At 41.7% G+C, this 18172-nt stretch carries 18 protein-coding genes and 1 pseudogene; 13 read left to right on the forward strand and 6 right to left on the reverse strand.

Annotated elements, in window-relative coordinates:
* Positions 1-95 precede the first annotated feature (95 nt).
* Positions 96-1967: a cation:proton antiporter gene (locus tag MUO15_RS16240; protein ID WP_245030819.1), complete on the forward strand. Its 1872-nt coding sequence runs from the start codon at positions 96-98 to the stop codon at positions 1965-1967.
* Between the two features lie 321 nt (positions 1968-2288).
* Here the strand turns inward: MUO15_RS16240 and MUO15_RS16245 are convergent, their stop codons facing one another.
* Positions 2289-2468 (reverse strand): SE1832 family protein, encoded by a 180-nt coding sequence (locus MUO15_RS16245; RefSeq protein ID WP_245030820.1) that lies wholly within the window; start codon positions 2466-2468, stop codon positions 2289-2291.
* A gap of 93 nt (positions 2469-2561) precedes the next feature.
* Between MUO15_RS16245 and MUO15_RS16250 the strand changes: the two genes are divergently transcribed.
* Positions 2562-3410 (forward strand): GNAT family N-acetyltransferase, encoded by an 849-nt coding sequence (locus MUO15_RS16250; protein WP_245030822.1) that lies wholly within the window; start codon positions 2562-2564, stop codon positions 3408-3410.
* A gap of 37 nt (positions 3411-3447) precedes the next feature.
* Here the strand turns inward: MUO15_RS16250 and MUO15_RS16255 are convergent, their stop codons facing one another.
* The gene (locus MUO15_RS16255) at positions 3448-4515 is read right to left on the reverse strand and encodes an AI-2E family transporter (RefSeq protein ID WP_245030824.1); all 1068 of its coding nucleotides are present in this window, start codon (positions 4513-4515) and stop codon (positions 3448-3450) included.
* Positions 4516-4712: 197 nt separating this feature from the next.
* Here MUO15_RS16255 and pepT point away from each other — a divergent pair, with 197 nt between their 5' ends.
* The 4 genes from pepT to MUO15_RS16275 all read left to right on the forward strand — a co-directional run bounded on the left by pepT (position 4713) and on the right by MUO15_RS16275 (position 7756).
* Positions 4713-5951 carry a peptidase T gene (gene pepT, locus MUO15_RS16260; RefSeq protein ID WP_245030826.1) on the forward strand — a complete coding sequence of 413 codons (1239 nt, stop codon included), beginning with the start codon at positions 4713-4715 and terminating at the stop codon, positions 5949-5951.
* 274 nt (positions 5952-6225) lie between these two features.
* Positions 6226-7029 carry a TerC family protein gene (locus MUO15_RS16265; RefSeq protein WP_245030828.1) on the forward strand — a complete coding sequence of 268 codons (804 nt, stop codon included), beginning with the start codon at positions 6226-6228 and terminating at the stop codon, positions 7027-7029.
* A gap of 69 nt (positions 7030-7098) precedes the next feature.
* Positions 7099-7284, forward strand: a complete 186-nt coding sequence (locus MUO15_RS16270) for an SE1561 family protein (protein WP_245030829.1) — start codon at positions 7099-7101, stop codon at positions 7282-7284.
* A gap of 19 nt (positions 7285-7303) precedes the next feature.
* A complete protein-coding gene (locus MUO15_RS16275; RefSeq protein WP_245030831.1) occupies positions 7304-7756 on the forward strand; it encodes a GNAT family N-acetyltransferase in 453 nt (150 codons plus the stop codon).
* Positions 7757-7764: 8 nt separating this feature from the next.
* On the opposite strand, the gene MUO15_RS16280 is transcribed toward MUO15_RS16275, so the two are convergent.
* Positions 7765-8685 carry a prenyltransferase/squalene oxidase repeat-containing protein gene (locus MUO15_RS16280; protein ID WP_245030832.1) on the reverse strand — a complete coding sequence of 307 codons (921 nt, stop codon included), beginning with the start codon at positions 8683-8685 and terminating at the stop codon, positions 7765-7767.
* 149 nt (positions 8686-8834) lie between these two features.
* On the opposite strand from MUO15_RS16280, the gene MUO15_RS16285 reads away from it, so the two are divergent.
* Positions 8835-9281, forward strand: a complete 447-nt coding sequence (locus MUO15_RS16285) for an OsmC family protein (RefSeq protein ID WP_245030834.1) — start codon at positions 8835-8837, stop codon at positions 9279-9281.
* 63 nt (positions 9282-9344) lie between these two features.
* Complete coding sequence (locus tag MUO15_RS16290) at positions 9345-9695, forward strand: hypothetical protein (RefSeq protein WP_245030835.1); 351 nt, start codon at positions 9345-9347, stop codon at positions 9693-9695.
* Between the two features lie 31 nt (positions 9696-9726).
* On the opposite strand, the gene MUO15_RS16295 is transcribed toward MUO15_RS16290, so the two are convergent.
* The gene (locus tag MUO15_RS16295; protein WP_245030837.1) at positions 9727-11382 is read right to left on the reverse strand and encodes a glycoside hydrolase family 13 protein; all 1656 of its coding nucleotides are present in this window, start codon (positions 11380-11382) and stop codon (positions 9727-9729) included.
* Positions 11383-11654: 272 nt separating this feature from the next.
* Here MUO15_RS16295 and MUO15_RS16300 point away from each other — a divergent pair, with 272 nt between their 5' ends.
* From MUO15_RS16300 to MUO15_RS16310, 3 genes are all read left to right on the forward strand, one after another.
* Positions 11655-11987 (forward strand): hypothetical protein, encoded by a 333-nt coding sequence (locus tag MUO15_RS16300; protein ID WP_245030839.1) that lies wholly within the window; start codon positions 11655-11657, stop codon positions 11985-11987.
* A gap of 131 nt (positions 11988-12118) precedes the next feature.
* Positions 12119-12298: a hypothetical protein gene (locus tag MUO15_RS16305; protein WP_245030841.1), complete on the forward strand. Its 180-nt coding sequence runs from the start codon at positions 12119-12121 to the stop codon at positions 12296-12298.
* A gap of 279 nt (positions 12299-12577) precedes the next feature.
* A complete protein-coding gene (locus tag MUO15_RS16310; RefSeq protein WP_245030843.1) occupies positions 12578-14047 on the forward strand; it encodes a potassium/proton antiporter in 1470 nt (489 codons plus the stop codon).
* 165 nt (positions 14048-14212) lie between these two features.
* Here MUO15_RS16310 and MUO15_RS16315 read toward each other — a convergent pair whose 3' ends face one another.
* Both MUO15_RS16315 and MUO15_RS16320 read right to left on the reverse strand, forming a co-directional pair.
* Entirely contained in the window at positions 14213-14542 is a 330-nt protein-coding gene (locus tag MUO15_RS16315; RefSeq protein ID WP_245030845.1) for a four-helix bundle copper-binding protein, read from the reverse strand.
* A 71-nt stretch (positions 14543-14613) separates the two neighbouring features.
* Complete coding sequence (locus tag MUO15_RS16320) at positions 14614-15270, reverse strand: DUF4396 domain-containing protein (protein WP_245030852.1); 657 nt, start codon at positions 15268-15270, stop codon at positions 14614-14616.
* Positions 15271-15419: 149 nt separating this feature from the next.
* On the opposite strand from MUO15_RS16320, the gene MUO15_RS16325 reads away from it, so the two are divergent.
* Positions 15420-15737, forward strand: a complete 318-nt coding sequence (locus MUO15_RS16325; protein WP_245030861.1) for a metal-sensing transcriptional repressor — start codon at positions 15420-15422, stop codon at positions 15735-15737.
* Between the two features lie 13 nt (positions 15738-15750).
* Positions 15751-18154: pseudogene (locus MUO15_RS16330) on the forward strand (heavy metal translocating P-type ATPase).
* Positions 18155-18172 lie beyond the last annotated feature (18 nt).

An 18172-nucleotide genomic window follows, 5' to 3' on the forward strand; every position in this document is an offset into this window, starting at 1 on the left:
GTACAATATAGTTTACAGATGAAAAGTAGCAATATAGAATATGTCTATGTTATTAGCGAATATACATAATCCTTTTCAAAGTAAGGAGACATTTTATGATTGATTCACTTCTGTTAGAACTAATGCTGGTCGGTCTTTTGGGGATCGGCTCACAGTGGATATCCTGGCGTTTTCGCCTTCCCGCTATTGTTGTCATGTCGATTGTTGGTTTACTTGCCGGTCCGGTTTTTGGGTTGATGAATCCTGAACAGGACTTTGGCAATTTATATAGTCCGATCATCTCACTTGCTGTTGCCGTCATTTTATTTGAAGGCAGTCTCAACTTAGACTTTAAGGAAGTCAAAGGGCTCGGGAGACCTGTATTTCGAGTAGTTACATTTGGTGCCTTTATCAGCTGGGTACTTGGTTTGCTAGCTGCTCATTATGTCGCTGGTTTATCTTGGGCTGTAGCGTTTGTAATCGCAGCCTTGTTTATAGTTACAGGTCCAACCGTTATTTTACCTTTATTAAGACAGTCAAAATTGAAGCCAAGACCAGCAAAGATTTTAAAATGGGAAGGGATTATTGTAGATCCCATTGGTGCTTTGCTTGCTGTATTTGCTTTTGAGATCACTGAATTTCTTGTCGGTACCAATCATTCACCTATGGCACTGCTCTCGTTTTTCCTGGCAGCCATTTTTGCGGTGATGCTCGGATATGCATGTGGTAAAGGCGTAGGCTGGATGTTTGAAACAGGTTATGTTCCGGAATACTTGAAGTCTCCTGTCGTACTTACCGTTGTCATCGCTTGTTTCACTATTGCGGATGAAATTACTCACGAAACGGGATTGTTGTCTGTAACAGCAATGGGGATGACCCTTGCTAATATGCATATCTCTTCGATAGCAGATATGAAGCACTTTAAGGAGAGTATTTCATTATTGTTGACATCAACAATCTTTGTACTTTTGACAGCCTCTCTCACACGTGAAACGTTACTGCAAATTTTCAATATTGAAATCATCGGGTTTGTACTCTTAATGTTATTTGTCGTTCGTCCGCTGTCCATTTTTGTATCGACGTGGGGTACCGATTTATCCCGACCTGAGAAGCTGCTGGTCGGCTGGATTGCACCTCGCGGGATTGTGGCGCTTACCGTTTCCGGCTATTTTGCGGGTGTTTTATTAGATGCGGGATTTGAAGATGCTTCAATCTTAATTTCTCTTACCTTTGCACTCGTCTTTACCACCGTTGTGGCTCATGGTTTTTCAATTGGCTGGTTATCGAAAAAACTTGGTCTGTCTATGGAAGGACCACCTGGGGTCTTGCTTGTTGGTGGAAGTAAATTTACAACTAAACTTGCAAAAGCACTCCAAGATGTAAAAGTTCCTGTACTAGTCAGTGATTCCTCATGGGAAAGATTGTCGAGTGCACGGGCAGAGGGGATAAAATCTTACCACGGAGAAATCTTATCGGAGCAGACAGAGTATAAACTCGATATGACACCATATGAATACATGCTGGCTGCCACCGAGTTTGATTCGTATAATGCATTAGTTTGTACTACCTTTGTACCAGAATTTGGTCGCAACAACTTGTTCCAACTAAGTTTAAGTAAACGTGAAGGCGACAAGCTCGAGGACCTTGTTCATACGATTGGCGGGCGTGTACTATCTAAAGTGGGGGCTTCATGGGAAGAGTTGAATACGATGGTCGAACACGGCTATGTATTTAGACGAACAAACATTACCGAACGGTACACGTATCGGGACTATTTGAATAATATCGACGATCAAGCTATCCAAATATTCGTGAAAAAGCCTAGTAAAAAAGTAGAATTCTTTAGTGAAGAAATTGAAGCAAGAGTTGAGCAGGGGGACGTGGTTGTTTCCTTAACACCGCCAAAAAAAGAACTTGAAAAAATTCAAGAGAAGCTGGAGAGGCAGCGGAAGGCGAAAGATAAACAACCTGAGGCCGAAAGTGAATAGGAAAGATAACAAGCATTATGAATGACTACACACTATATAATGCCCTGTCCCCGTGTTAGAGTGGGTCAACAGGGATAAATACTATCTAGATTAGTCAAGAAAAAGGGTGTGCGATTAGGATCGCACACCCCTTTTTCATAGCTTAGGAAGCTATGGAAGGATTTGATTGTGGATAAGGTTACTCGAAGTTAGCACATCCAGCGCCAGCGCGCAAGACACGAAAGACTAGTCAATCGTTTCCGTGGAGGAAAACCACTCCACTGCGCTGCTTGCCTTATGCTTGTCGTGTCTCCCGGGGCGTTTGCGCTTTTGTTCATATGTTTATTTAGCTTCAGCTAGTTTATGGTTAAGATCTTTCAACTGTTCTTCCATGCGAGCCAGCTGATTTTCCGCGTTTTGCACGTTGGCCCCTGTTGCTTCAAGCTTATCTAGATCTCCTTGGATACGTACATAGTCTAATTTAAGAGCAGCAATTTCATTCTCAATTTCTTTCCTCGTCATCAAACAACACCCCCTTCTTTTATTGTAGAGGTTGTGTCAAGGGGTTATAATAGTGGAAATTTTCTTTAACGAATGAAAAGGGAGGCTGAACAGATGAGGGTGGAAAGACCAGTTGATTCAAAATTGTTTGCTAAGCAGGCTGAACCACTTTTATTACATAAAGAAGCGGAGAATAACCTGCCGCTCGGCATTATTGAACGTTGGAAACACACGACTGGGGAAGAGACTTCTGCGTTTATGCTCGAGTTATATGATGGGGATAGCCTTGTCTATATGACACTGAGGACCCCGCCGTATTTATGGATCCTGCCAGCAATTTCGACAGTAACCAGGGCAGAAATCAAGTTTTTAGTCGACTTTTTATTTGCAAACGGGTACGAAGTCCCTGGTGTGCTTGGCCAGTCTGAAGTTGTGCAATGGTTTGTGGAAGCATGGGAAGAATGCAGCGGGCAAAAGGGTGAGCTTCATATGAGGCAAGGCATTTATCGGTTAGGTAAGCTAGAAAAAATTACGAAAGCAGAAGGGGAGTTAGTGGTAGCCAAACAACAGGATTACATGCTTTTAGTTGATTGGCTGCTGGCTTTTAGTGAGCAGACAAGTGACTCCTTTAATAGAGTGTGGGCCGAACAACTCGCTGGTGATATGATTGCAGATCAAAAAATGCACTTTTGGGAGGTTGATGGAAGCTATGTGTCGATGGTCTGTCGAGCTCGTTCAACACTAAATGGTGCCACAGTGAATGCTGTCTTTACTCCAGATGAATGTAAGCGCAAGGGGTATGCTACACAAGCTGTAGCTGCATTAACAGATAAGTTGCTAAATGAAGGGTATCATTTTTGTGCTCTTTATACGAACTTATCCAATACAACATCCAACTCCATCTATCAAAAAATTGGTTACAAGATTGTTGGTCAATCACTCGTTTATCATTTTAAAAAGTAATTAATATCCCCGCTATCCAAATGACAGCGGGGATTTATTAATGCTCTGTTTTGTTTGCCAGCCACTCATGATAAAAGTGTGTGATGACCGTTTTCACAAGTGCATAAGCTGGAATCGCAAATAACAGTCCAAGGAAACCTGCTAAACTACCTGCGGCCAAAATGATGGTAATGACCGTTAATGGATGGATGTCTAAAGCTTTCCCCATAACGTTAGGTGACACAAGGTTACCCTCAATTTGCTGAGCTACAACCATGATGATCGCGACATATAAAACTAAAATCGGTTTTTGGAATAAGGCTACTAAAACAGCAGGGATAACCGCTAAGAAAGGGCCTACGAATGGAATGACGTTCATTAGCATAGCGAATAAGGCCAAGGTTAATGAGTAGTGCAAGCCGATTACTAAATAGCCTACAAGTAAAATCATTCCGACAAAAACACTGACAGTAAGCTGACCGATAATAAATGAATTTAACGTGTGGTCCATAGATTTGGCGAGTTTTTCAAAGCTTTTCCCGAATCGTTCATTCAAAAATTGCCTAACAAAAGGGACAAGTTTATCGCCATCTTTCAGCATAAAGAATAAGAATAGAGGGACTAGGACAAGAGCAAATACAAAGCCAATGAACTGACTAATTACATCGATAATAATGGTGGAAGCACCTTTTAAGTAAGATTCCAAGTTTTGTATGACACCGTTGATGGCACTATTGAATTGATCGGGAATAATAGCCTGGTTTTGCTGCCAGTAATTAATGGTTTCTCCGACCATGTCGATCATTCTCGGGAAGTTATCAATTAATCTTGAGAATTGTTCTTGGGCGATCGGTGCGATAAAACGGGTGATTAAGAAGCCAATGAAAATAAATAAGAGAAAGATAATTAAAATCGCAAGCAGTCTTGGCACACGGTATTTTTCTAAGAAAAGCAGGACAGGTCGTGAAATGTAAAAGAGAATGCCGCCGCCGATAAAAGGTATGGCTATGGCGGTTAAATAGGTGAAGAGAGGATCAAAGAAAAAATGAATTTCATGTATGAGTAAGATGAATAGTGAGAGCAGGATCCCAGCAATTAAACTTTGAAACCAGCGTTTATGAATCATGCGGAACACACCTTTATGTATTTATTTTCAGTATCTTTAAGATATTCGCCTTATAAAGTGAAATTCCTGCTATTGGAGGAAAATACAGTCTACAAAAATAATATGATATAAGGTTATCACTATTGCTCTTTCATTGAAAACATTTTTCAAAAAGCATATGGTTAGGATAATAAAGATACTTGCAGAGGAGAATGAGCATGAAAGATGAATTATTAAGGCGGTTTACAAGTTATGTCAAGGTCGACACACAGTCGGATGAATCAAACGAGACCTGTCCATCGACGGAAGGACAGCTTACACTTGCCAAACAACTGGTTGAGGAGTTAAAAGAAATCGGGATGGAAGAGGTAACAATGGATGGAAATGGGTACGTCATGGCTACGCTTCCCGCCAATACAGAGAAAGCTCTTCCTGTAATCGGATTTTTAGCACATGTAGATACAGCAAGGGATTTCACAGGAAAAAATGTTCGCCCTCAAGTTATTGAAAATTATGATGGCGGTGATATTCATTTGAATGAGGAGGTAGTTCTTTCCCCGAGTGATTTTGAGGAATTACTTACATATAAAGGCCATACCCTTGTGACGACGGATGGCACGACATTACTTGGGGCTGATAATAAAGCGGGTGTCACGGAAATTATGACAGCTATGCACTATTTGATTGATCATCCCGACATTAAACACGGGAAGGTACGTGTCGCTTTTACTCCAGATGAGGAGATCGGGAGAGGACCGCATAAGTTTGACGTCGAGCAATTTGGTGCTGATTTTGCTTATACTGTAGATGGCGGACCGCTTGGTGAGCTCCAATATGAAAGCTTTAATGCGGCTGATGTAAAAATAAACTTCAACGGCAATAGTGTTCACCCTGGAACAGCTAAAGGTAAGATGGTCAATGCTTCAAAGCTTGCCGTGGAGTTTATTGAACAACTGCCAAAGCAGGAAGCACCAGAATTTACTTCTGAATATGATGGTTTTTATCACCTTGTTTCTTTCCAAGGCGATGTGGAAGCAGCCCAGTTGTACTATTTGATTAGAGATTTTGACAAAGCGGCATTTGCGGAACGAAAAGACAACCTGCTTTCTATTGCCTCACAATTAAAGGAGAAATACGGCGAGGATCGTGTTAGCATAAATGTGAATGATCAATATTATAATATGAAAGACAAAATTGAACCGGCGAAGGAAATTGTTGATGTTGCTTATCAAGCGATGACCAACCTGTCTATCGATCCGATTGTGCGGCCGATTAGAGGGGGCACGGATGGATCACAGCTTTCATATATGGGTTTGCCCACACCAAACCTTTTTACGGGAGGGGAGAACTTCCACGGTAAATATGAATACGTCTCCCTAGATAACATGGTGAAGTCTACACAGGTTATCGTAGAAATTTGTAGACTTTTTACGGAGGATCGTAAAAAATCCGTATAGTTTGTACATCAACTACCATAATAATACTAGTTAACCGGACAGGGACATATATCTGTTGACAAATGCCGGAACCATGCTATGATGAAATAAGAATTAGCATTTCCTAAAGGGGAGTAGCTGGACAATAAAGTCGTCATTACGGGATCACCCCCGGCTTTATTGGCAACGGGCGTTGTTAGCGAGACCTTTACCCACCAGGGTAAAGGTCTGTTTTTTTATGGTCCTTACCTAAAATGGTGGGATCATTTTTTATTGAAAAAGGAGAGTAACAAACATGGATGCTCAATTATTGATTGAATATGGCTGGGTATTACTTGTGCTCATCGGTTTAGAAGGTATTCTCGCTGCTGATAACGCACTAGTACTCGCCATAATGGTAAGACATTTACCACCAGATAAACGAAAGAAGGCCCTGTTTTATGGACTGTTAGGTGCATTTATCCTGCGGTTTGGTTCATTATTTGTCATTTCTTTCCTCGTCGATGTATGGCAGGTACAAGCTCTGGGTGCGGCTTACTTACTGTTCATCTCTGGTAAAAACTTGTATGACAGGTGGAAATCTAGAGGAGACGCAGAGGCTGCATCAGATCCTGATGATGCTGAGGTGGATACAGAAGGCCAAGGAAGTGGCTTTTGGATGACGGTGCTAAAAGTAGAGCTTGCCGATTTGGCATTTGCGGTCGATTCCATTCTGGCAGCCGTTGCGTTAGCTGTAGCCCTGCCTGAAACACCATTGCCGCCGGTAGGAAGTTTAGACGGCGGACAGTTTGCTGTCATCTTGACGGGTGGTATGATCGGGATTATTATTATGCGTTTTGCGGCCAATATTTTTGTGGAAATTCTTCACTCACGGCCAGGTCTTGAAGTTGCAGCCTTTCTCATTGTTGGCTGGGTAGGGGTGAAACTGGCAGTCGCAACACTTGCCCACCCTGATATTGCCTTGCTAAGTGATGGCTTTGCACACTCAACTGCCTGGAAGTTGTTCTTTTACTCCGTATTAGTACTAATCGCAGCCGCAGGTTGGTTCTTATCAGGTAAAAAAGGGGAACCGGAAAAACAAGGGCAATCTGATCAATAAGAAAGAGAGAGGAGAGCCTTATCATATAAGGCTCTCTTTTAACTATCAAAAGTTTAGGGGGATAACCAAATGGGAAAGGCAGCAGAGACACCATCTGAGCAATTTCGTTACGTGAAAAAGCGCATTCAAATGCTGAATCAAGTCGTTGAGGTGATGGATCCAGAACAAGTCGATCAGGAAGACTTTGAGCGGATCCTTGACATGATTGAACAACTGCAGATGAAAATGCAGCGTTTTAAAAAAGACTGGGAATAGGGATAGGGAGTTGACTACTGTGGAATTTCGTCCAATCACCCAAGCTGAAGCTGAAATCATTGCCGGGTGGCATTACCCAAAGGAATACAGCTTCTACGATATGAAAGCCGATAAAGAAGACTATGAGGAGTTTATTAACCCTGACGTGAGAAGTGAACATACATACAGTGTCTATCAGAAAGGACAGTTAATCGGCTTTCTCACAGCTAATTCAGCTGCTCCGAAAACCGTCACTATCGGTCTTGGTATGCAACCTGACCTAACTGGAAAAGGAGGCGGAAGCCTATTCTTAGAGAGTTGCCTTGATTTCGTGTACGAACACTATGAGCCATCGAAGATCACATTATCCGTCGCATCTTTTAACAAAAGAGCCATTAAAGTGTATAAGCGGGCAGGATTTGTTTACGTTAAGTCATTTCAGCAGCAAACGAACGGAAGCATTTATGAATTTGTCCAAATGGAAAAGTCGTGAGATACAAGTTATCTCACGACTCTTTGGTAGTTTAACAGCAACTTGAGTGCTTCATAAGTGAGAACGCCACGCCATTCTTGTTTGGCTTCTTCCCAGCTTTCTGAGTATGCATTCCATTCCCACGGAGGTTCGATAAATGGGTCATTCTCTAAAGCTTGAATGAAAAAAGCCAAGTTATCATCAATCTTCTTTTTTGGAATTCCAAATTGAGTGCTTTCCGGGTCTAGTATAAATTTTAACGGAAAAGGTACGTAATTTTTCCACTTTTCCTCATCAATAACAACAAGGGATTGGACCGCTTTTCCTAGCTGCTCCGCTGCTGTGTTCGTCACTAAATCAGGGTGCAGTTGAAAGAAACGCTTATAACAATAGACTTCATGTTCAGATTCAAAGGTGGTTAAACTTAAGAAATAATCGACACACTGTTGTACTAACTGATCGACATCGAGGCGGGTGACTTCGCTGCGATAGCGACGCAGATAGCCGATGATTTCTGCACTAGGATTCCCCCAGTGATGATCAATCCAGGACATCCCATCCTCATGAACCGTCCACCAGAAGGCGTGCGGATATTCATTAACCTCTGGCGGCACAGCGTACCAGCCTTGCCGTTCACTATTGAAATGATTCTCAAGGTAACGAATCGCTTTTCCAATCATTTGCTTCGCCCGTGGGTCATTATCAATTTGCACTAAAACTTGCAAGGCAATGGTTGTAGCTATCGAGGAAGAATGCGGCAGTCTAATATCAGCCTCCAGCCCTTTTCCAAAACCACCATCTTCGTTTTGGTATCCAGACAGTACAGCTATGATTTCATGTTGATGCCCGTCTTCAATCAGATGTTTAACTCGGGCCTTTTCGAGGTCACGCCCATGTTCAAGGATCCAATTTTTTGCACGTTCAAAGTTGCCATTGGACAGTACTATCAAAAATGATCATCTCCTATCTTAAGGCTTGTTTCGCCATGGGAAGGGGGAATTCCTTTTTCTATGTAAGCAAATGATTTCATTTGAAAATACCTGCTCGTTTACAATGAGTAGACTAGATAATTTTTTTCGATTTAAAAGGAGTAGATACAATGGCGTTTCATCACTTTCATCTTAAAGCAAACTGGCCGGGTGGGCGTAACGAGGTCGGCTCTATCGAAGCAGATAAACTGAAAACAAAGATCTCGATTCCTAAAGAAATGGATGGACCGGATATTGGCACAAATCCAGATGAGATGCTGTTAGGGGCTGCAGCTACCTGTTATATCATCAGCTTGGCAGCAATGATTGAGCGTGCTCAATTGCCGCTAAAGGAGATGGACATGGAGTCTGAAGGGATCGTTGATGTTACAGATGGGATCTTTACGTATAAAAAGATTGTTCATCGACCAAGAGTGGTCCTGACCAATGATGCAAGCCAGAAAGAACTGACTAGATTGCAAAAGCTAGTCGACAAAGCAGAGGAAAGCTGTATGATATCAAAAGCCATTCAAGGTAACGTTGAGCTTGAGATGGAAGCAGATCTTACGATTGAATAATTTTCATGAAAGGTCTCTGTCGTCATAGGGCAGGGGCTATTTGTTAAAGGAAGGAATGCGGATATGAACTTTTTCATAAGTTTTCTTATTACATATTTGTATTATCTGATCATCATCATTGGGGCATCATTCTTGAAAACTGGTAAGGATATTTGGGGCGAAGTTCTCCTCAACCAGGGGCTATATGGCTTTTTTGTTACCTTGATTGGATGTGCTATTGCTGATCTACTGATTAAAGGTAAAGTAAGACCAGTACTCCCAATGGTTGGGTTAGTTGGTGTTGTCTATGGGGCGGGTATCTTGCTTTTGTTCAATATAGGTCGAGTTCCTGTTCTTGTCTTGTTTGTGTTTGCTGCTTTCACAAGTGTTGGTTTGATGTTGTTTTATTCGATGAGAACGAAAGGAAAAAACTAACCACGTCCGTAAAGACGTGGTTTAATTTTGGCTAAAACAAGTAAACGCGGGCTTCATAAGGTGACAGCTTTACATGTTTTGTCTCGTGGTCAGAAGGATTAGGTAGATTCGTAAGTCGCAGTGCATCCAATGTTAATGTGTAGTCACTTTCAAAGCTTGCTTCAGCTGCTGTTAAATTCGCTAAAATTAATGCGGTTTGCTCATCATATGTGCGTGTATAGGCGTAGACTTGTGGATCATCTGGAAGCAACAACTCATAGGTGCCATACGTAAACAATTCATGTTGCTTTTTTAATCGTACCAGTTGTTTATAATGTGAAAGGATGGAGTGCTCATCTCGCAATTGCTGGGCAACATTAATGGATGGATAATTAGGATTGATTTTCATCCATGGCTTCCCTGTGGTGAAGCCTGCCTGATCTTCTGCTGTCCATTGCATAGGTGTTCGGCTGTTGTCACGGGATGTTTTCCATAAGATAGGCATAATTTCTTCATGTGACCAGCCGTCTGCCTTTTTATTCTGATAAAAGTTCTTAGCAGCGACATCATCATAGTCTTCAAGAGATGGAAAAGCCACATTTGTCATACCTATTTCCTGTCCTTGGTAAATAAAAGGTGTCCCCTGCATGAGAAAGTACATCGTTGCCATCGCTGTTGCACTTTCCCGCCAAAATTCATGATCATTTCCCCACGTCGATACCGAACGAGCTTTATCATGGTTTTCAATAAACAGTGCATTCCAGCCATCGTCTTCAAGCCCTTTCTGCCAATGGCTTAGTGCTTCCTTAACACCGATGACATCAAGTTGCTGCTCAGTACCTTGATCCCAAAGGTCGAGATGCTCAAACTGGAACACCATATCCATCTTTCCTTCTTTTCCAACCCATAAATGTGCCTCGTCTGCACTTACACCATTAGCCTCCCCGACGGTCATGACATCATAATTTCCATAGGTGCGGTCCTTAAACTCTTGCAAAAAGGTATGAATGCCATCCTGGTTCATGTGCTTATCAAAGGAAGAAACGTAGTGTTTGTTATCAGGGTTCGGCATATCAGGAAGACCGTCCTGTTTCTTAATGTGACTGATGGCATCAATTCGGAAGCCGTCTATTCCTTTATCGAGCCACCAATTCACAGTACTGTACAGTTCTTCTCTAACTTCAGGATTTTCCCAATTTAAATCAGGTTGTTTTGTTGAGAAAACATGCAGGTAATACTGGTTAGTCTTCTCATCGTATTGCCAGGCGGAGCCTTCAAAGATACTTTCCCAGTTGTTTGGCTCCCTGCCATCCTTACCGTCCCGCCAAATGTACCAATCGCGCTTCGGGTTGTCCTTCGAAGAACGTGATTCAACAAACCATGGATGCTCGTCACTTGTATGGTTAAGCACAAGGTCAATAATCAGCTTCATACCACGTTTATGAACCTCATTTAATAGCTGATCGAAATCAGCCATCGTTCCGAATTCTTCTAAAATATCCTTATAATCAGATATATCGTAGCCGTTATCGTCTTTAGGAGATTTGTACATGGGACAGATCCAGATAAAATCGATTCCTAAATCCTTAATGTAATCCAGACGGTCAATCATACCTTGTAAGTCGCCAATACCGTCCCCGTTTGAATCCTGGAAGCTTCTTGGGTAAACCTGATACCCAACTGCTTCTTTCCACCAAACCTTCTCCATAATTATAACCTCCCTTAATAAACTTGTTTCTTTACCGTAATGCTCGGAGACACGACGAAACAATTCGTTTCCAAAAGATCGTATATAATAAAATGTTCAATATTTGTGCAAACGTTTTCCTGAACTAGGTCATATCTTAGCTGATTTTCTTGGATCTGACAATAGTATCCTATTGAAAAAAGCTGTGCTCTCAGGGAATAAGTCTTTTCGATTTGAAGTATGTCTTGATATAATAAGGTTTGGTAGTACTACGTAGGGAAGGAGGGAACGTCGTGAAAAAAAGCTTGATATCTTTAATGGGGATGTTAACGTTATTTTTCATGGTTTACACTCATCCAACCGAAAGGCTTGAGCAATATGCCACAGATTCATTGGATGAGCCGATGGTAACGGAAGCATACGTGAATGCTGAAGTTAAGGCAATCACCGTATCTCAAACGACGATCGTTCCTAATTGGAAGGGTGAATTTACACTTCCTGCCTCAGTAGTCAAACCACTTCCTCTACAAACGTCTATCCCTTATGAATTTAGCTTCGAAAGGCTCTATTCATCCGATTCATCAGGGTTTATTGACGTTATAAAATACCAATCAAACTACCTCTGATCACTCATATACAAATTTCTCATAATCCCTATCCCTATAGGCTTTTTTTCTATGGGAAAAAATAGGCTTAGACAAGATTTTTTTGAGTGAAAGCTTGTTTAAAGTGCATAAGATTAAAAGGAGAGTTGTATATGTCATCTAAACTAAAATCTTATAAAGCGGAAATGCTTGAATATTATTTCATGTTACTCCTCGTTTTAGCATTGTTTTTCGGTGTTATCTTTTTGTCAGGTGTACTGACAGGAACGAATTGGGCTGCTTATTTCCCTGGTTTCTCTTGGGGTATGCTCTTGAAGTGGGGAATCTTCTGATCTGATCATTGCTTTTTAACTTAAAAGCATTGGTTTAACAAGAGAGAAGTGCAATGGACGTACGATAGTTACGTATGTCCATAAGAACTTGCCCTTTATGTTGTATTTTTCTAAGGCAGATACTTCTATAAAACACTGCTGCAACAAGTCTGATTAGTGGATTATTATCAGAAAATATATTAATCTTAACTTAGTAGTTTTGACCGAAAAGGAAAATAGTTTTAGGGCGAGTAAACAGCTAGTTTTTAGCTGGGATCTGTTATTTTAAAGGTGGGTTATATGGACTTTAGTGTTGAATCAATTATATTATTACTATCAATCATGCTATTAACTGGCGTATTGACTACAAAGTTTTCCATACGCTTAGGGATGCCCTCTCTAATCTTGTTCTTGGTGGCTGGAATGCTTTTAAATAACTATATCTATTTTGAAAATGCAAAACTTGCCCAATTGATCGGGATCTTTGCCTTGATTATCATCCTTTTTGATGGTGGTACACAAACAAAGTGGAAGGATATCAAGCCGATTGCAGGCGCAGCCAGTTCACTTGCGACCGCAGGGGTGCTGATAACTTCATTTGTTACAGGGGCTGCGGCTGTTTATATATTTGGTCTTTCATGGCTTGAAGGGTTGCTGCTAGGTGCGATCGTTGGTTCAACTGATGCAGCAGCTGTATTCTCCGTTTTAGGTAATAAAAACATAAAGAAGAAGATCACATCGACCTTGGAGGCAGAATCTGGGACGAACGATCCGATGGCCGTTTTCTTAACGATCATCTTCATTGACCTAATCCAAATTCCTGAGACGTCTGTTTGGGAAGCGATAGGAAGCTTTTTTGTAGAAATGGGATTAGGGCTAATCGCTGGATTATTGCTAGGGAAGTTGACCGTTTTTGTTGTTAACAAAATTGACTTGGATTCATCAGGACTTTACCCTGTGCTTGCTTTATCGTTTGCTATCTTTACATACGCCTTCACTGCTACTATTGGCGGGAGTGGCCTATTAGCCGTATATATTATGGCTGTTTTTGTAGGGAATAGCGACTTAATGTATCGCTTCGCAATTCTTCGTTTTAATGAAGGATTCGGATGGATGATGCAAATCCTCATGTTTATGATGCTTGGTCTTTTGTCTTTTCCAAGTCAGCTGTTAGGAGTGGCATGGAAAGGGATTCTCTTATCCATCATATTGATGTTCATCGCAAGACCGATCGGAGTATTTATCAGTACGCTCGGAATGAACTATAACCTTAAGGAGAAAACCTTCATATCATGGGCAGGATTGAAAGGTGCCGTACCGATCGTGCTAGCCACATACCCCCTTATAGACAATGTGGAAAACAGCGATCTCATCTTTAATGCTGTATTCTTCGTTGTTATCATATCCGCATTAGTCCAGGGCAGCACCTTATCATGGGTAGGTTCACGTTTGAAATTAGCAGGTGATCCGAAGAATCGTTCGATTGGTGAACTTGAATTAATTAACCTAGGGAAAACAGAAACAGAAATTATCGAAGTAACGCTTGGTGAAGATTCACCTATAACTGGCCGTGAACTCAACGATATTGATTTTCCAAAAGAAACGATTATCGTAACGATTGCCCGTGGAGATGAAGTGATCACACCAACCGGGGACTCAATCATGCAAGCCTATGATACCGTTTATGTCCTAACACAGAAAAAGAAACGTAAAGAAGTGAGAAAACTGTTGACAGTTAAAGGGCAGGAAACAGCTAAGAAGAATAATTAATCCTGTAGTAGGTGTACTGAAGTTTAGGATGTAAGGCTAAATATACGATGTCATGATAATTCTAAGCAAATCTAATAAATAGATAAAGAACCACAAACCTTCAGATAAGGTTTGTGGTTCTTTGAAATTACTCCTATTTCAGGCTTTTCGACAGTGCGATTGTTATTATGAGACTAGCTTTTCACACTCATCTGCACATTTGCGACATGCTTCTGCACACTTTTGACAATGGTCGTGGTTATGTTTGGCACACTCATCACCACATTGGCGGCAGGCTTTAGCACATAATTGAGCGTATTCCCTTACAAAAGGTGTATCACGAGTTAATGCTTGCTCGAAGGAGGCGCAAATATCTGCACATTCACGGTCGAGCCGTATGCATTCGGCCATATCTTTCACATGGTCTTCTTGCAGACAAGACGTGAAGCAGTGGTTGCAGGCTTCCATACACTCGTGTAACACTTTAATTACATTTTGATATTGTTTATGACTCATATAATATCCTCCTAAAGTATGTCTTGCTACAACTATTTCCAGAGCAACATTATTTAAAACATTAACTTGAGCTACATTTCCTCTTTAATCCCCCTTCTCACTAACAACCAATTAGCAGGATAGCTGGTAAGGAAACCCAAAATCATAGCAATTTGCATCATAAACCAATACGTTGGTTCAGCTGGCCTTGGCGGAGTGGTAAATAACACAAAGTGTACAATAGCCATCCAGCCGAACATTCCTATTTCAAATGCAATCAAGGACAACGAATCTGCCTTAATTGCTGCTTTAATGGATCCTGTGATACCTTGATCCTTATTCATAGGATAAATGGCGTAAAATTGAAAAATAATACCAAACACGTATGCTAAAATAAATTCCACCATGTAATGAGCAAGTAGTGTGGAACCCGCAATCGTCATCGCTGTTAAAGCGACAATCGGAATGCCTAACACATCGCCTAATGTACAACCAGATGAACAGTGACTGGTAGATACAAACACCTTTGCTGGCCTTCCGCGGTTGTCTTCTGTATCTGAATTTTTGGCCTTTAACCGGCCCCACTTAAAATAAGTCCATAAAGCAAACGGTCCAAAGAACCAGCCATTGATCGGCCAGACAAAATTCATGATCTTCATCATCTGAGGGTGTCTTAACACATCGACTATGATGATGGCAGAGCATAAAAAACCTATTCCTAGTGCTATCCAAGAAATAAGGGTTAACATTAGATTACCTCCTGTTATAGCATTTGCTTAACATATACCCAGTACCAGTATTTAAGTAAACGTGTGATGCTGTAAAGTAATGGGTTGTAAGTCTATTGACTCAAAATACCTGTATAGGGTATATTATAAAAAGAGGAGGATTAATAAGAATGGATGACAACATTTTGCCTGAAAAAAGTGGGAAACAACCCGCAGCTCCTAGAACAGATGCAGAGAAGCAAGCCGTGTTAAATCGATTGAAGCGAATTGAAGGTCAGGTTAGAGGGATTCAGAAGATGGTTGAAAATGACCGCTATTGTGTCGATATCCTTGTTCAAATTTCAGCTATAAATAAAGCAATAAATAAGGTAGGTTATTCATTATTAGAGCGGCATACGCATCATTGTGTTGCCGACGCGATTAAAAAAGGGGAAGGCGAAGAAGCTATTGATGAATTAATGAAAGTTGTTCAGCAGTTCTCCAAATAAGGGGCATGAATCGATGAGTGAACAAAAGAGTGTCAATGTTGGTATTACGGGCATGACGTGTTCTGCCTGTGCCACTCGTATTGAAAAAGTGTTGAATAAAATGGACGGCGTTGACGCCAGTGTCAATCTGGCCATGGAAAACGCCAAAATTAGTTATTACGAAGATCAGGTCCAACCAAATGACCTTATCGAAAAAATTGAAAAGCTTGGATATGGTGTTCAAAAGGAAAAAGTTGAACTCGATATCCATGGGATGACGTGTGCAGCATGTTCCACTCGTATTCAAAAAGGCTTAAGCAGAATGTCGGGCATTGAAACAGCCAGTGTGAATCTAGCCACAGAAGCTGGTGTTGTTGAATATGATCCAGGCTTCGTTTCCCTTGACGATATTATCGCAAAAGTGAAGAAGCTCGGTTATGAAGCGGTTATTAAAAAGGATCGAGAAGAACAAAAAGATCACAAAGAAGAGGAAATCAAAAGAAAGAAAAGACAACTGGTCATTTCGGTGATCCTTTCATTGCCATTACTGTACACAATGGTAGCACACCTGCCGTGGGATCTTGGAATTCCGGTCCCTGCACTTCTAATGAATCCCTGGTTTCAGTTTCTCCTTGCCACACCGGTTCAGTTCTATATTGGTGCACCGTTTTACCTCGGAGCCTATCGTGCATTGAGTAACAAAAGTGCGAACATGGATGTACTTGTTGCCCTCGGAACGTCTGCGGCTTATTTTTACAGTGTGGTAGAAGCGATCCGGTGGCAGCTAAATCCAGACGTTATGCCTGAGCTATACTTTGAAACAAGCGCAGTACTGATCACACTGATTTTGGTAGGGAAATTATTTGAGGCCCTAGCCAGAGGACGGACGACAGCGGCGCTAACGAAACTTCTTAGTTTGCAAGCGAAAGAAGCCACTGTCCTGCGTGATGGTAAAGAGGAAAAGATTCCTGTTGAGCACGTACAGGTTGGTGATGTGTTACTTGTTAAACCGGGTGAGAAAATTCCAGTTGATGGCAGTGTAACGAGGGGCAATCATCGATTGATGAATCGATGATTACCGGTGAATCATTGCCGGTTGAAAAGTATGAAGGCGATGCTGTGATTGGTTCGACAATTAACAAAAACGGTACACTACAAATGAAAACTGAAAAAGTTGGAAAAGACACGGCTCTTTCAGGGATTGTAAAAATTGTCGAAGAGGCGCAAGGTTCTAAGGCGCCCATCCAACGGACAGCTGACGTGATCTCAGGTATTTTTGTTCCCATCGTTGTCGGGATTGCCGTCGTGACTTTCCTGGTATGGTATTTATTTGCCGCCCCTGGTGAGTTACCTGCTGCACTTGAAGCAGCGATTGCTGTCTTAGTCATTGCCTGTCCTTGTGCACTCGGCCTTGCCACACCGACATCGATTATGGTTGGTACAGGGAAAGGTGCCGAGAAAGGAATCCTCTTTAAAGGGGGGAATATTTAGAAGGCACACAACAATTAGATGCCGTCCTGTTAGATAAAACGGGTACAGTGACGAAAGGGAAGCCTGAAGTCACAGATTTTGTTGCTTTAGAGGAAGATGAAAAAGCGATTTTAGCTGATTTAGTCACTGCAGAAAAGGCATCCGAACATCCGCTGGCAGAAGCAATTGTTGCCTATGGTGAAGAAAACGATGTAGAAATAAAAGAAGCGGATCACTTTGAAGCTGTACCTGGACACGGGATCAAAGCTCAAATAGAGGGAAGACAGATTTTCGTTGGTACTAGAAAACTGATGAAGCGTGAAAATATAAGCTTTGAGGAGCACGAAAGAGAATTGTCCCAGCTTGAGAAACAGGGTAAAACCGCTATGTTTATTGCCACTGACGGAACTATAAAAGGGTATGTTGCCGTTGCCGATACGGTCAAGGAAACTTCGAAAGAGGCGATTCAAGATCTGAGGTCGCTTGGAATCGAGGTTTATATGATTACCGGGGATAATGAGCGAACGGCCCAGGCCATTGCCGAACAGGTGGGCATTGACGGGGTATTTGCTGAAGTGCTCCCCGAAGAAAAAGCCGAAAAGGTCAAAGAACTGCAGCAGCAAGGGCAAAGAGTGGCCATGGTCGGCGATGGAATTAATGACGCTCCTGCATTAGCAACGGCCGATATCGGTGTCGCAATCGGAACGGGTACCGATGTGGCTATTGAAACGGCAGATATTACGTTAATCGGCGGTGACCTTGAACATCTAAGTAAGGCGATCATTCTCAGCAAAAAAACAATGAAAAATATTCGCCAGAACTTGTTCTGGGCTCTAGCTTACAACACAGCTGGAATTCCGATTGCTGCAATAGGGTTGTTGGCCCCTTGGGTCGCGGGTGCAGCGATGGCGTTCAGTTCGGTTAGTGTAGTTAGTAATTCGCTCCGTTTGAAGCGAGCTAAAATATAAAATTTTATGAAGGGAAGA

The organism is Halobacillus amylolyticus (assembly GCF_022921115.1).
Classification (GTDB): Bacteria; Bacillota; Bacilli; order Bacillales; family Halobacillaceae; genus Halobacillus_A; species Halobacillus_A amylolyticus.